Here is a 16091-nt window from a genome sequence, read left to right as displayed (position 1 = left end):
GATTAAGCAGGCTCAGCCGTTTGGTCTTCAAAGACAGAAAGCTGTAATCCAACTTCTTTACCATCTTCTTTTTTCACAGAAACAGCGACATTGCCGCCATGATCAGCCAGCTCACCAAACAAAATCATTTCAGCAAGCGGCTTTTTCAAATGTTCCTGAATTAGACGCTGCATCGGACGTGCTCCCATTTGACGATCATAACCATTGGTGGCTAACCAATCACGAGCAGATTGATCAACTTCAAGCACTACTTTTTTATCATCCAGTTGTGCTTGTAGCTCGGTCAAGAACTTATCAACCACTGATTCGATCACTGAAGTTGGTAAAGCTTTAAATTGAATAACGCCATCTAAACGGTTACGGAATTCAGGAGCAAATGCACGTTTCATCGCTTCCTGATTATCATTGCTATTATCTTGCTCAGTGAAACCGATACTGGTTCTTGAAATACTTTCGGCCCCAATATTCGTGGTCAAAACAATAATCACATTTCTAAAATCAGACTTGCGACCATTGTTGTCCGTTAATGCACCATGATCCATCACTTGCAGCAATAAATTAAATACATCCGAATGCGCTTTTTCAATTTCATCTAACAATAATACGCAATGTGGATTTTTGTGAATCGCATCAGTCAGCAAACCACCCTGATCATATCCTACATAACCTGGAGGTGCGCCAATCAAACGTGAAACCGCATGACGTTCCATATATTCCGACATATCAAAACGTACCAATTCCACGCCTAACAATTTTGCCAATTGTTTGGTGACTTCTGTTTTACCCACCCCAGTTGGACCTGCAAATACAAAACTACCGACAGGCTTATCTGGTGCTTTTAATCCTGCGCGAGATAATTTAATCGCAGAAGCAAGTGCGCTAATCGCTTCATCTTGACCAAACACCACGCGTTTTAAGTCTCGTTCAAGATATTCAAGCACTGCTTTATCATCTTTAGAGACTGTTTTCGGTGGAATACGGGCAATTTTAGAAACAATATCTTCAATATTTTCAATGGTAATCAAACTATCGTCTGATTCTGCTTTTAAACGGCGCTGTGCACCAGCTTCATCAATTACATCAATGGCTTTATCTGGCAAGAAACGATCATTGATAAATTTGGAAGATAGCTCTACTGCTGCAACTAAAGCTTTATCTTCATACTCAACATGATGGAAATCTTCAAACTTGGTTTTAAGACCGCGTAAAATATCGATGGTTTCAGAAATACTTGGTTCATTCACATCGACTTTTTGGAAACGGCGCGATAATGCATGATCTTTTTCAAAAACCTGACGATATTCCTGAAAAGTGGTTGATCCGATGCAACGTAAAGTACCATTGGCTAATGCCGGCTTGATGAGGTTAGATGCATCCATGGTACTGCCCATACTTGAGCCTGCACCAATAATCATGTGGATTTCATCAATAAACAAAATCGCATTTGGATTTTTCTTTAACGCATTGAGCAGTTGTTTCAAGCGTTTTTCAAAGTCACCACGATATTTGGTTCCTGCAACTAAGGCGCCAATATCCAGACTATAGACTTCAGCATTTGCAAGTGGTTTTGGCGCTTTGCCATTGACAATAAGCCATGCCAAACCTTCTGCAATTGAGGTTTTACCCACGCCAGGATCACCCACTAACAGTGGATTATTTTTACGACGACGGCAAAGAATCTGAGCGGTACGCTCTATCTCTTTTTCACGCCCAATCAGAGGATCTGTTTTACCTTTAAGCGCTTCGTTGTTGAGATTTAGCGTAAATTGTTCTAAAGGGCCTGCATTTGAAGATGAAGCAGCATCTCCTTCGATATCTTCAACCTCTTCTTCTGCCTGAATATCTTCTTTACGGGTTCCATGAGAGAGATACTGCGTTAAGGTCAATCGGTTGATTTGATGACGCTTTAGAAGATAAACCGCAAAAGAATCACGTTCAGAATACATCGCCACTAATACATCTGCACCTTCAACGGTACGATCACCGCCACTAGATTGCACATGAAAAATAGCACGCTGTAAAATTCGGTCAAAACTTTCAGTCGGATGTGGAGCTTGGTCGTTATTTTCACCAAGCTTCGGTGTATGTTGTTCTACATATTCTTCTAGTTCTTTACGCAATGAAACTATATCAGCGCCACACGCCTTAAGTGCATTAACAGCCGAATCATTATCGAGCAAAGCCAGCAATAAGTGTTCTACAGTGAGAAACTCATGCCTTTTTTGACGAGCCATGCTTACAGCCAAACGTAAGGATACTTCTAATTGACGACTGAGCATACGACCCCCTTTAATCTTTGGGTTCGATCTGACAAAGTAATGGATGACCTTGGGATCGAGCGTAATTATTTACTTGGTTTGCCTTCGTCTCCGCAATGTCTCTCGGATAAACACCAGCAACACCTTTACCTTCATAGTGTACAGTTAGCATTACTTGAGTGGCTTGGTCAAGATTCAATGCAAAGTATTGTTGTAAAATTTCAATTACAAAGTCCATTGGGGTGTAATCATCATTCAACAATACTACCGCATATAGAGGTGGACGTTTTAGCTGAGGCTCAGCAGTTTGTACTGCAATATCACCTTCTGGCTCGTTACTTTGCGAATCACTTAAGCGCGGATTGATATGCCAATCGACATATCCAGATTGGTAAAAGGAAGCTTTCACGTCTTTTAAACTAATTTGTCGCTTATTGGTTCGCATATACTCTTTGATTCACTCTTAATTTGCATTTGCTTCGGCTTGCGGGATTTCTGCAACAAAAGCAGATTCCGCCTCAACTGGTTTTCCACGTTGCCAGCTAAAACGTTTGGTAACAGGTGTAGCTCCTGTCAATCGAACTTCAATAAACTGCGGAGTAAAACCTTTAGGCATCGTCCAGCGTCCTGTTAAACGTTCAAAATCATCAAAATTGAAATTGTTGTCTTCTAGTGGCACTACTAAAATCTCATCACCTTGTATCAGACGCATCTCTACCGAGCCTGTTGCACGACGTTTATTTGGGCTAACTTGTACCAAATCAAGCTGATATTCAAAGGCATTTTCAGGCAATGGTTTAATTGCCAAATCTTGAATCGTTAAGCTCAAACCGCCTCGTTGACGTAATATCTCACGATAAAGCGCACTCATACCTTCCATTTGCGCCTTATCATTCTTTGCTTGAGTAATCCTCTGATATAAATCATTGGCATTGCTCACTGCAACATCTCGTTCTTGTACAGTTGCATTCAAACTTTTATTGACAGCATCTAAAGCAGTTTTCTGCTTTTGAACCACTTCAACCAATTGTTCCGCATCTGCATCGTAACCTACTACAGTCAATCCTTGACGATGTCCAACGGTATAACCCAACGAAACACTACCCAAAATCAGAACAATCGCTCCAATCACTAAGGGTCTGTTCGTATGCCAAAATGATGGCTTGGGTGTGTGTAGATCATCATTATTTATTTGTTCAGTATTCTGCATCGCCATCTCTGTTTGAAGATAGAACCAAAGCACACATTTAAATCGAAATTTAAATGTGTGTGAAGCTTAAAAGCGTTTTTTATGGTAATAAACCAATACCTGTTAGACCTGCATCTTCGGCAAAATCAAACATCAGGTTCATATTTTGTACAGCCTGCCCCGCAGCACCTTTTACTAAATTATCCTGTACCGATAGTACAATCAATTTATGGGGTTGCGGTTTGTACAATGCAATGCGTAATTCATTTGCTCCGCGTACACTGCGCGTTTCAGGTGAGCTATTTGGTGGCATCACATCTACAAATTTTTCATCGGCATAAAATTGCTCATAAAGCGCTTGAATATCTGTATTTGCACCCTGTTCAGTCAAATCAAGATAAATAGTGCTTAACATACCGCGAATCATCGGCACCAGATGCGGAACAAACACGATATGATCAAAGACACCCTTTTGACCTGAAATATTTTCGAGTGCTTCTACAATTTCAGGATGATGGCGATGTCCACTCACCCCATAGGCTTTAAAATTATCGGCATTTTCCGAGTAGATCATGCCCATACTCGCTTTACGACCAGCACCAGATACACCCGATTTGGCATCAATAATAATGCATGAAGGGTTTACTAAGTTTTGTTCAGATTTCAATAACGGTGCTAAACCCAACTGTACCGTGGTTGGATAGCAACCAGGATTACCAATAACACTGGCCTTTTTAATTTTTTCACGATTTAGCTCGGTTAAACCATAAGCCGAGTCTTTTAAGACATCTGGGCAACTGTGCTGCAAACCATACCATTTTTCAAATTGTTCTAGATTTTGTAAACGAAAATCGGCAGCAAGATCGATCACTTTAGTCTGGGCTGCCACCAGTTCTTTTGCATGTTGCATCGCCACACCATGCGGTGTAGCAAAAAACACCACATCACATTGTTTTAATAGATCCAGATTCAAATCTGAAAATTCAAGATCAGTATGACCACGAAGGCTTGGAAACATATCGGCAACGCGTTTACCAGCTTCAGTACGTGAAGTAAGGACTCGAACAGTGACCTGCGGATGTCGTAATAAAAGACGCAATAATTCAACGCCAGTATATCCAGTTCCCCCAACAATTCCGACAGAGACCACGATTATTACCTCTAAATTTCAACCGAATGGCGGATAGTATGGCAGTTTACTCGGATTTCTACAATCGACTCAGAGACCTAAAAAAAGCTTTTTAAAGGCGCTTCAAATTAGCCTTGTAATAAAGTATTTGTCACATATCCGACCATTGGTCAAAAATTACTTTAGCCATTATATTGAGATGGCATAAAATGAAACTAAAGCCGACATTTTAAACTGAATAAAACTTTGTAATCGCAAAATAAGTTCTAAAAAGTATTTGATGTCGTTAAATGACAAGGATTTAAATCTAAAATTTAAATAGGCTTCTTTGATAAATCCCCTTTATTTCTCCATACGCGAGAAAAATAAAGAAGGTTTAAATAATGATGAAAGAAGTCTAATGATGATTTGTCAGTATATAAAACTGACTCCTTACTTGACACGGATGACTAAAACTTCAGGGGTGAAGGAATGCCTTTTTTTAAAAGCAGACAATATCAATATAGCAATCTATTCAAATCAATTGGCATCATAATATTGAGTAGTTATCTTGCCAGTTGTGGGGGAAGTTCTAACACCCCTCCAACAACACAGCAAAATAACGAAAATTCAAACAATCAAGTTTTACAACCAAACGAAGTCCTGATTAAACTCCCTTTGGAAGTACATGATGTGAATCTTAAACTTTATGACAATACCAATAATCAAGTCGTTACTGAGGTCAGTTCTTTTAGCGGAACGTCTTCAATTTTGAAGTTTCCAATTGAAAAAGCAAATCGAATCTATCGTCTTGAGATGACGACCAATCAGAACTCTCAAATTTATGATTTTATTAATGATAAGTTTATCAATTTTGTGGGCACTTATCATGCATTGTTGTGGCCAACATCCACTGAGTCACGTATATTTTTTGCGAGTCCTGTATCTGAGGCCATTTACCAAAGAGCTTTAGTCCGCGCAGGTCAACTTCCAAATGAAAATATCGAAAACTCAAAAATTAATGACACACATTTTACGATGGCAATGCAAGATGTAAATGCCGCACTACTCAATGCATTTAAAAATGAAAACACCCCGACTTTAAGCAATGCCAATGCATTAACCAATCTGAGTTATACAGCATCTCCTCAGAATCTTTATTTAGATAGTTATTTAAGCTTTGGATACTTTGTGTATTGGTATAACTCACATAATCAAAGTAGCAACTATTATTCAGAATTTACTCAAAACATTGCACTCGATTTGGCAGATGGCTATCTGGATGGAAAAGCAGTGAATGGTCATACCACTGATTTTGCGCCAATGGTGAGTACTGTCGAAAATACGGAAGCAATATTAAATACGGCTCCTGATATTGGAGCAAATCAAAAAACTGTCAGAGAACTGTTTGCAAGCCGTCTAAAAAATGCGGTATTAGACTTAGCTGCTCGTCAACTGCAACCCAGTTTAAATGGAATAGGCTATAAAGCATTGAACGAGCGCGCCTATAGTGGAACGCCGAATACCGCTTATAATACTGTTAATATCCGAACGAGTGGTGCGGGTGACTATCGACGTGCTATTGGATTTACCAATTCAAGTGTATGTGGAGATTCTATTTATCCATGTAAGCAAGGCATTACTGGAATAAATACTGAAAATACAGATATTAACTTTCCCACAATTGAATATTTAGTGGGTCGCTATGAAGCCAATAACTGTATTTTAAAAGTCCGAGCAACAGGTGAAATTGAACTCAGTCAGGGCGAACAGACTTATAAATCTAGCTTAAACGGCGGAAGTACAGATAACTTGCTGCAAGTCAATGCATCCACAAACGACTATATTCTCAATAGCGGCTCTGCTGAACCGAGCAATAATTCTCAACAGTATCCGTTTATTCAGCTTAAAATTAAAGATAACAAAATTCTGTCTGCAACAGCGGGTTTAGATAAACATACTTCACCTGCACAACTCGAAACCGAGAAATTAAGCTGTAATTTCAATTAAATGTGTGATAGGAGCCGTAATGCATTATGGCTCCTAATACCACCACACAGGTAATTGATAACTTTTCAGTTGCTTACGATGCTTGGAATATTTTGGATCGAATTTTTCAACTTCAGCCCAGAACTGCACGCTATGATTAAAATAACGCGTATGCGCCAATTCATGTACGCAAACATAGCGTACGATTTCAGGCTGCATTAAGACCAAGCCTGCATGTAACATAATATTGTGCTGCGCGCTGCAACTTCCCCATCGGGTTTTAGGCCGTCGAATACTACAATCACGAAACGAAAGTCCAACCTGCTGACTGATTTCCTTCAGATATACGGGTAAATATTGTTTTGCATAGTCGTAGATCATATCTTTCAACACGGTATTGCCTTTATCTTCTCGAATAAAGACGCACGCTTGTTCATGATCAATCAGATAATTTTTATGCTGTTTACGCAAAATAATCTGATAAGGCTGATCTTGATTAAAAAAATGAATCTGCTGGAGATTTGAACTTGCAAGTTGTTGTTGCTGAGTCTGTTTCTGCCAAGTTTGTAATAACCACTCTTGCGAATGATCCAAAAATTGCTGAATTTGCTTTTTTGTACAAAATAACGGCACAGTTAAACGAATTTGATGCGGTTCGACACGTAAACGCAAATGTCTTGCCCTTACATGTCTGACCATCTTAATTTCGGGTAATGATTCCAAAAGCATTAAATCGCTGTACGTTCTTCAATCCCACTATTGGTTGCCACAATCGCAACAGATGCAGGATTCAGCGCAAAAATACCATTAGTGACCACACCAGGAATATCATTTAATGTCTTTTCAAGTTCAATGGCATTTAGGATATTTAAATTATAAACATCTAAAATCACGTTGCCATTATCGGTGACCACACCTTCACGGTAGACTGGATCACCGCCTAAAGTAACAATTTTACGTGCGACAGCAGAACGTGCCATTGGAATTACTTCAACAGGTAATGGAAATTCACGACCTAATTGTTCCACCCATTTTGAATCATCGACAATACATACGAATTTTTTGGCAATAGATGCCACGATCTTTTCACGTGTGAGCGCAGCACCTCCACCCTTGATCATATGCATATGGCGATCAATTTCATCAGCGCCATCAACATATGCATCCAAGCCACCGACATGATTCATATCCACTACTTCAATGCCTAACTTTTGTAGGCGCTCGGCAGTGGCCTGAGAACTGGCAACAGCTGCTTCGAGCTGTAATTCAGGTAGTAGATCAATCAGAAAATTGACTGTGCTGCCTGTTCCCACTCCTAAAATGCCACCTCTTGGCAAGTGTTTTAAAGCTGCTTTCGCAGCAGCTTGTTTTTTCTCATCTTGGGTTGCATACAGGCTCATGACATCACTCAACTATTATTTTTGACATTAGGACGAATTAATCGGCGCAAATGCCTAGGGGTTTGTTACAATAATCGTTTATTTTAAACTGTTAGATGGAAGATTAACATGCTGTCTCGTTTGGTTCGACAAATTTTACAGGCAACGGTATATGACGTTGCAATCGAAACCCCACTCGAAGCAGCGCCACGAATTAGTGAAAAACTCAATAATAACATTCGTTTTAAACGCGAAGATTTACAACCTGTTTTTTCTTTTAAACTACGCGGTGCTTATAACCGTATTAGCCAGCTCCCAAAATCCCAATTGGAACGTGGTGTCATCACCGCTTCAGCAGGAAACCATGCACAAGGGGTCGCTCTGTCTGGTCAAAAATTAGGGATACGCGCCATTATTGTGATGCCAAAAACCACTCCCGATATTAAAGTACAAGCCGTAAAGCGTTTAGGCGGTGAAGTCGTATTACACGGCGACTCTTTTGATGTCGCCAATAAATACGCGATTCAACGTGCCAAAGATGAAGGCATGACCTTTATTCCACCTTATGACGATGAACTGGTCATGGCGGGTCAAGGCACGATTGCCAATGAAATTTTACGTCAATGGCGCGATGTGGAATATGTATTTGTTGCTGTGGGTGGTGGTGGCTTAATTGCAGGGGTTGCCGCTTATTTAGGTGATGTTGCACCACATGTCAAAGTGATTCCAGTTGAATATGATGAATCAGCCTGTTTGAAAGCAGCCTTTGAACACAATCAACGAGTGATCTTGCCGCATGTCGGTTTATTCGCCGATGGTACTGCGGTGGCTCAAATTGGTGAAAAACCATTTGAAGTGATTCAACTGCAAAAATCAGACAATTCTGGGCCAATTGTTGAACGCGAAGTTGTATTAGTTAATACAGACGAGATTTGTGCCGCCATTAAAGATACTTTTGATGAATGCCGTAGCATTGTCGAACCTTCAGGGGCAATGGCACTTGCAGGTATTAAAAAATACGTCGAACAACATCAAATTCAAGATAAAAATATTGTCTCAATCGTCTGTGGCGCAAACATGAACTTTGACCGCTTACGGTATATTGCTGAACGTACTGAATTGGGTGAACATAAAGAAGCTATTTTTGCAGTTACCATTCCTGAACAAAAAGGCGCATTTTTAAATTTCTGCCGTGCTTTACATGGCCGTAATATTACCGAATTTAATTATCGTGCAAGTGATAGCAACCAAGCTCAGGTATTTGTCGGTATCAGTCTAAAATCAGGTCAGGCTGAACGTATCGAGATCTTTAATTCACTTAAAGAATTGTATGAAGTCGATGATTTGTCTGATGATGAAGTGGCTAAACTGCATATTCGATATTTGATTGGTGGTCATGCCAATATTGAAAATGAACGTTTATTCCGTGTTGAATTTCCTGAACGCCCAGGTGCCCTACTTACTTTCCTTGAGCGCTTAGGTCCAACGCATAATATTAGCTTATTCCACTATCGCAATCACGGCGCTGCCGAAGGTCGCGTACTGGTTGGATTACAGGCGACAGATACGCAGGAAAATCCAGATGTATTAATCGAAACATTGGAAAACATTACGTATCCTTATGAAGAAATCACAGCCAATATTGGTTATCAGCGTTTCTTGAAATAATTTTTCAGCGTTTTCAACCATAAACCGATTTGGATTTGGATCAACCTGCCTTATCGGTTTTTTTAACACTTCTTTGCACTAAAACTTATTCAAAAATAATAAACTAACCTCATCATTATGCATTATCCAAAATTTTAAAATTTAACTTATTATACAAAGATCAGGTTTTTTATGGCTCAATTCGCTGTCATTGGTTTAGGTAGTTTTGGTGCAACGGTTGCATTACAACTTGCGCAGCTTAATCATGATGTCATTGGAATAGATACGATTAAACGCAATGTTGAAGACATTGGCGATCAACTGACACATGCGGTGATCGCCGATGCGAGTGATGAACATGTGCTTGAAGAACTCAATATTAAAAATTGTGCTGCTGTAGTGGTCGCGATTGGCGAAGATATTGAAGCCAGTATTTTATGTGTGCTACATCTAAAAAATTTAGGTGTTCCTAAAATTTGGGTTAAAGCAAAAACCAAAGCGCATCATATGATTTTGTCACATCTGCATGTCGACAAAATTATTCACCCTGAAGAAGATATGGGCGTCCGTGTCGCGCAGGCTTTAAACTATCCGATGGTGAGTCGGTATATGGCACTCAATGATGATCATTTCATCGTCAAAGTAGAAATTCCTAAACATCTAAACGGAGTACATTTATTAGGTTTAATTGATGCCACCCATCATATTAAAACGATTTTATTACAACGTGGTAAAGATATCATTTACGATCCAGAACCTTCTTGTGCGGTACAATCCAAAGATATTCTCATCATAGAAGGTCATCTTGAACCACTCAAAAAACTATCTAAACGATTTCTAGGCTATGATGAAAGCTAAACTTAAGAATAAAACCTTTAATTTCAGTCCACCTTCTCTTTTGGCGTTGGGATTTCTTAGTTTTATCATCATTGGAACACTTTTACTTAAACTTCCTTTTGCCAATAACGGTAACTTAAGCTGGATGGATGCTTTGTTTACAGCAACTTCCGCAGTTACTATTACGGGGCTTTCCGTTGTTAATATCGGTCAATCGCTGACCACTACAGGTCAGCTTATTTTACTATTTTTGATTCAGTGTGGCGGTCTTGGTTTTATGACTTTCGCGATACTGGCAGCATTGAGTCTTGCTCCACAATTGGGACTAAAGCAACAAATGATGGCGCAGGACTCTTTGGGGCAAACCAGTTTATCTAAAGTTACCACCATTGCACAGTCCGTGTTTTTTTATTCTTTATTCTTCGAAGTCACAGGAATCATCATTTTAACGTCAATCTGGACACCAGACTTCGGATTCGCTCATGCTTTGTATTATGCTTTTTTCTATAGTGTATCCGCCTTTAATAACGCGGGATTTTCTTTATTCCCCGATAGCTTAGTTACTTTTCAAAGTCATTATCTTGCATGTCTTGCGATTAGTTTCCTGTACATACTTGGCGGCATTGGCTTTATGGTATTGATGGATATCAAACAAAATAAGCGTTGGAAAAAGCTCAGCACCAATAGCAAAGTCGTGTTATCGACCATTGCCGTTTTAAATATCAGTGGTTTTTTACTCATTTGGTTAATTGAAGCCAATAATCCACTGACGCTCATGCAAATGAATCTAGGCGAGCAAGCCGTAAATGCGTGGTTTCAGGCGACTGTACCTCGTTCTTCTGGGTTCAATACTATCGATACCGCATCTTTGATGAATAGCTCCACTCTACTGACCATGTTTCTCATGTTTATTGGGGGCGGCTCACTCAGTACCGCAGGTGGAATCAAAGTCGGTACTTTTTTCATTTTAGTATTGAGTGTTATTTCTTTTTTACGTCGAAATGATGAGATTCGGGTATTTAATCGTTCTATTTCCTATGAAAGTACGTTTAAAGCACTTGCTGTTGTCGTGATTACTTTAAGTCTCATTTTTATCGGTTTCATGACGATCTTAATCTTGGAACCACACAAAAATTTTCTGGATTTATTTTTCGAAGTAGTATCCGCGGCTTGCACTGTGGGTTTGTCTCGTGGAGTTACAGGAGAATTACATAATGGTAGCTTATTTGTACTGAGTTTACTGATGTTTGCAGGTCGTTTAGGCCCCCTTACGCTGGCGTATCTCATTGCAACACCCAAGAAAAGTCGACTTAAGCATCCGAGTGCAGATATTCAAATTGGTTAATAATCGACTTTAATTTTTAGTACATCCATTGAATAGAAAACGCCCAATAAGTTTATTGAGCGTTTGATAAAGCATAAATCATGATGCTGTTTATATTGGATTAGTACCAATCCATGAGCGAAATACCCAAACCAAAATACGTAGCACGATGATTGTAGTCAATCAGGCTTTCACCGTAACCATCAAAGACCTGAAAGTGTCCACGTAACTTCCCACTAATCGGGAATGTCCAGTCAAATTGTGCAGCGCCATGCGAGTCATCACCATCTTTTAAAGAATGACGTAGCATTAAAGAAAAGTCATGGTCATTCCATTTATAAAATGCGGTTAGATCACCACGTCCAATATAATCCTCAATATCTGGATTGTTGTCATTTTTGCTATCTTCCTGAATGCGAACCCACGGGCGTAGCATTAAGGCAAAATTGTCTTTTTCAAATCCGACATTAAAAATTACACGGTTCCAACTACGCGACAATGGATCAGAACGACCATTCGATTGATGGTTTAAAGTCACACCAAGCAAACGTCCATCTAAACCAAATACTTTATAATTGGTACGGAACATTAAGCTTGCTTCAGGCTCATAATTGGTTTCACGAAACGGGCGTGACTCGTCACCATTATAAACCTGCCAACGTGAAGACTGCGTATATCCAAGCCACAAATCGCCATTATTACCAATGATGTTTTCCCAAGCTTTTGTTTTCAGTGAAAGCTGAAATTTCGACTCAAGCGAATCTAAATTTTTATTTTCTGTCACCGTATTATTTGGGTTTGGACTTGAAGGAAATTCATTTTTCTTGGTCGTCCAGAAAACTGGCATTAAATATACTGGCTTGAATGCTCGGATATTCCATGTGCCCAATTTTGCCTTTTCAGAGAGTTCCCAACGTTTATCCAATAAAGACACATTCGGATCAATTGGGTCAGCTTCCAATGCAAATAAACTGCCCACCTTCTCTTCAACTTTGGCTTTTAAAGTCTCAGGCTTCGCTTTATCCTCTTTAGGCTCAACAGGTGCAGCAAGCTGAGCTGCAATTGCGTTTCGAGTATCTACAGGCGCTTTGAAAATCGCATCATAACAAGCCAGACGGTCTGCATTTGAATCCAATGCGACACATGCTTTGGCACTTGCTGGTGCGGCAGGTGCTTCAACTGTCTTAACAACAGTGCTTGGTGTTTGATTCGATGTCACCGACATTTCTGCATGTACAACAGACACCCCCATACAACTGAGCATACTCAGCATGCTCAGTTGTAGCGGTGTTCGTTCAAAAGATTTGAACGACATAAGTTTCTCCAGTTTTTCTTTTAATCTACTTGTTTAATTTGAAAACCGAGCTGTTCAAGTTGCTCTCGTTTTGCAAACGGTGCAACCACAGCTTTTATGGGTTTCTGATCAATTAAATATTGTTGCGCCACACGTTGTAAATCCTCTACCGTGACATTTAACAAACGTTCTCTCAAAGTTTTCCTAAAGGCTGGTGTACGCGCATGCAACAGCGCATAACATGCCGTTATGGCTTCACCCGCAGGTGAACCAGGTTTATCCATGCTCGACACCAATCCCAAAATGGCTTCTTCAAGTTGATGGGGCTGTTGCTGTGTATGCAAAAGCCATTCCACACTGGCTTCAAAATCTTTAAATGTTTCAGCCAGACGTGGATCACGATAGCTATAAAAACGGAATGAACAAGCATTGCCATCGTAGCTTGCACCACCGCCATACGCTCCGCCTTTTTCACGAATCGCGCTGTGCAAATAACCATTGCGCAAATAGGCTGCGAGTACCATCAGCGGCGCTGCATCAGGATGTGCAACCTCAATGGCTGGATAAGCAGATGCACAAAACTGAACATTGGTCTGAATTAACCATGCTTCATCATGATCATTTTCTGAATGCGAAATATTCTGAATTTCGGGAATCTGCGTATCAATTTCAACTTTATCCCAGACATTTTGAATTTCTTCAATTAACTGTTCTGAAAGTTGTTCCTCACAGACTAATAAAAACTGTTTAGGTGCTTGCAACAGCTTCAAATGAATCGCTTTTAATTCATTAATCAATTGATCATAAGCCGTATCGTTTTGTTCAATATCATCGACCAGATCACTTAGCCAGTTTAAAGCACCCAAGCCAGTATTATGATAATCACGCTGCGCCAATGCACTCATATTGCGTGATGCAGCTTGCATCGCATAGCTATGACCAGAGCCAGACAAACGTGATTTCCAACGTGTTTTACGTTGTTGTAATAACTCAATAATTCGATCTTTTTCATCAAAACGAAGCTTTTCAAAAGCCAGTTTTAACAAACCAATCGCATCTAATCGCTCATTTAAGGATTTGGTGGTCAATGTCAACCACGCACTAATTTTACCTTTATCATCCACTTTACTACGTAATGAAGCGCCCATGCCCAAACCACCACTCAAGGCCGTCTGTACTTGTTGCAGAGTCAAATAATCATATTCGCCCGCACCCACTTCACCCATCAAAATTGACAATAGACTAAAATAAGGCGACTGCACCACTTCCTCTGGAATCTCAATCAACACCTGTTGATAATAAATCCCGTTGGTTCCCGCATGATATAAATTCAGAGGATAATCATGCCGATTGGAAATAATTTCCCGAAGTTGCCCCTGCACAATGTGTAAATCTGCTGGAACATCTTCTAATCCGACTTTTGGCAATAAATCCAGATCATCAGGTGTATCCTGACGCTCCTTTAATGCTTGGGTTTTAGCCTCAATCTCAGCACGATCAGCATCGGTTAAATGTTCAGCAATTTTTGTCAGACGTGCTTTTTCATCCGCTTGCTCTTTCACAGACTTTTCAGCATCTGGGATCAGGGTCATTTGTACACGATGTGAATTATCCAAAAGATAGGTTTGAATCAAATTCGACAACCACATCGGATCTTCGAGTTCTTCTTTAACCTGATCAATGGCAGTATCTACATCCCAAACATGAATCGGATCATTATGGTGAATCGCACTGCCCAAACCATTTAAGATCAAACTCAAACCATAAGGCATACCATCGCCATTGATTTCGCGCTGATGCAATTCGATCTGATGCAAAATTGCATCAACCAAGGCCTGATCAATCGGTTTAGAGGCAACATCCTGCAAAACCTTGAGAACGCCCTGTTTAAACTCTTCAGCATGCTCAGCATTTGAACCTTGCACAGCACAATAGAAGGTCATCTCAAAATTAGAATCATCCACACCCATGAGCGGACCCGTCGATTGGGCATAACCACAAGTTTCCAGATAGTGACGCAATGGTGAAGCAGAATTTTCAAGCAGAATACCTTCGACCAGACGCATTCCCAAACGTAACTTGATATCGCTGGCTTGAGGTAATAACCAAGCCAATACATGATAGGTTTTGTCAGTTAAATCTTCGCTATCGACTGCATAGGTTTCAGTCACTTCAATCGGTGCGGTCAAACGTTTTTCTGGGGTTGAATAAAGTGTCGTACCCTTTTCAAACTTTGCCAAAGCCAGTTTTTCAAATTGCTCTTGCAGATCATAAGCACTTTGATTTCCAAAAGTCATAAACACCGCATTGCTTGGATGATAATGCGACTTATAAAAATTGACCAATTGCTCATAACTTAAATCTGGAATGTCTTTCGGATCACCACCAGAATTATAATGATAAGTCGTTTCAGGAAATAAATGATAAGCCAGTTGGTGATAAAGCTGATCTGAAGGTGCACTCATCGCGCCTTTCATTTCATTAAATACCACGCCTTTATAAACAGGTTCGCCATTTTCTAACTCAATACGAATCCCTTCTTGAGCAAAATCAAGCGGGTTCAAATTTGCTGCAAACGCAGCATCCAGATAAACAGATAATAAGTTTTGAAAATCTTTTTTATTTTGTGTTGCAAATGGATAAGCCGTCCAGTCTGCCGCCGTGAATGCGTTCATAAATGTATTTAATGAACGGCGAATCATCAAGAAGAATGGATCACGTACAGGAAATTTCTCTGAACCACACAGTGCCGTATGCTCAAGAATATGTGCTGTACCTTTTGAATCCATCGGTTGGGTACGAAATGCCACTAAAAAAACATTTTCATCATGTGAAGTGGCTAAATGATAATGAACAGCGCCCGTCACTTTATGAGCATATTCAGAAACTAAAATATCCAAAGCTTCAACATGATGTTGACGTACCAACTGAAACGCAGGATGTACAGTTTGATTAATAGTTCCAGTGACATCTACCGTCATGTGATCTCCTAAAATTTCGCTTTGATAATTGGTCTCCATTATAGCCTTAGTCAGATGCCATTTTGGTAGTTTTAATCTGACACAA

Annotated in this window: 12 protein-coding genes; 4 read left to right on the top strand and 8 right to left on the bottom strand. The window is 39.9% G+C overall.

The window, feature by feature from the left end; all coding sequences use genetic code 11:
- Positions 1-2 precede the first annotated feature (2 nt).
- From clpA to argC, 4 genes are all read right to left on the bottom strand, one after another.
- Positions 3-2279: an ATP-dependent Clp protease ATP-binding subunit ClpA gene (clpA, locus tag I6L31_RS01835; protein WP_004989255.1), complete on the bottom strand. Its 2277-nt coding sequence runs from the start codon at positions 2277-2279 to the stop codon at positions 3-5.
- Positions 2280-2289: 10 nt separating this feature from the next.
- Positions 2290-2703, bottom strand: a complete 414-nt coding sequence (clpS, locus tag I6L31_RS01830; protein ID WP_004989257.1) for an ATP-dependent Clp protease adapter ClpS — start codon at positions 2701-2703, stop codon at positions 2290-2292.
- 18 nt (positions 2704-2721) lie between these two features.
- Positions 2722-3474 carry a DUF6776 family protein gene (locus tag I6L31_RS01825; RefSeq protein ID WP_128910936.1) on the bottom strand — a complete coding sequence of 251 codons (753 nt, stop codon included), beginning with the start codon at positions 3472-3474 and terminating at the stop codon, positions 2722-2724.
- A gap of 73 nt (positions 3475-3547) precedes the next feature.
- Positions 3548-4603: an N-acetyl-gamma-glutamyl-phosphate reductase gene (gene argC / locus I6L31_RS01820; protein ID WP_171064992.1), complete on the bottom strand. Its 1056-nt coding sequence runs from the start codon at positions 4601-4603 to the stop codon at positions 3548-3550.
- A 510-nt stretch (positions 4604-5113) separates the two neighbouring features.
- Between argC and I6L31_RS01815 the strand changes: the two genes are divergently transcribed.
- A complete protein-coding gene (locus I6L31_RS01815; protein WP_227546593.1) occupies positions 5114-6565 on the top strand; it encodes a hypothetical protein in 1452 nt (483 codons plus the stop codon).
- A 33-nt stretch (positions 6566-6598) separates the two neighbouring features.
- On the opposite strand, the gene I6L31_RS01810 is transcribed toward I6L31_RS01815, so the two are convergent.
- Entirely contained in the window at positions 6599-7273 is a 675-nt protein-coding gene (locus tag I6L31_RS01810) for a YgjP family zinc-dependent metalloprotease (RefSeq protein WP_004989264.1), read from the bottom strand.
- Entirely contained in the window at positions 7273-7944 is a 672-nt protein-coding gene (gene rpiA, locus I6L31_RS01805; RefSeq protein WP_004989265.1) for a ribose-5-phosphate isomerase RpiA, read from the bottom strand. Before rpiA ends, I6L31_RS01810 begins: the two co-directional genes overlap by 1 nt.
- A gap of 108 nt (positions 7945-8052) precedes the next feature.
- On the opposite strand from rpiA, the gene ilvA reads away from it, so the two are divergent.
- The 3 genes from ilvA (at position 8053) to I6L31_RS01790 (ending at position 11752) form a co-directional block, all read left to right on the top strand.
- Positions 8053-9591 (top strand): threonine ammonia-lyase, biosynthetic, encoded by a 1539-nt coding sequence (gene ilvA, locus I6L31_RS01800; protein ID WP_005004090.1) that lies wholly within the window; start codon positions 8053-8055, stop codon positions 9589-9591.
- A gap of 171 nt (positions 9592-9762) precedes the next feature.
- Entirely contained in the window at positions 9763-10428 is a 666-nt protein-coding gene (locus I6L31_RS01795) for a potassium channel family protein (RefSeq protein ID WP_005004087.1), read from the top strand.
- A complete protein-coding gene (locus tag I6L31_RS01790) occupies positions 10418-11752 on the top strand; it encodes a TrkH family potassium uptake protein (protein ID WP_005004086.1) in 1335 nt (444 codons plus the stop codon). Before I6L31_RS01795 ends, I6L31_RS01790 begins: the two co-directional genes overlap by 11 nt.
- Before the next feature lie 100 nt (positions 11753-11852).
- Here the strand turns inward: I6L31_RS01790 and I6L31_RS01785 are convergent, their stop codons facing one another.
- Entirely contained in the window at positions 11853-13046 is a 1194-nt protein-coding gene (locus I6L31_RS01785; protein ID WP_005004085.1) for a phospholipase A, read from the bottom strand.
- A 20-nt stretch (positions 13047-13066) separates the two neighbouring features.
- A complete protein-coding gene (locus tag I6L31_RS01780; RefSeq protein WP_010588704.1) occupies positions 13067-16006 on the bottom strand; it encodes an insulinase family protein in 2940 nt (979 codons plus the stop codon).
- Between the last annotated feature and the right edge of the window lie 85 nt (positions 16007-16091).

The sequence above is a fragment of the Acinetobacter septicus genome (assembly GCF_019355975.1).
Taxonomy (GTDB): domain Bacteria; phylum Pseudomonadota; class Gammaproteobacteria; order Pseudomonadales; family Moraxellaceae; genus Acinetobacter; species Acinetobacter ursingii.
Note: the sequence above shows the minus strand (reverse complement) of the source record. Positions and strands in the feature narration are given on the sequence as shown.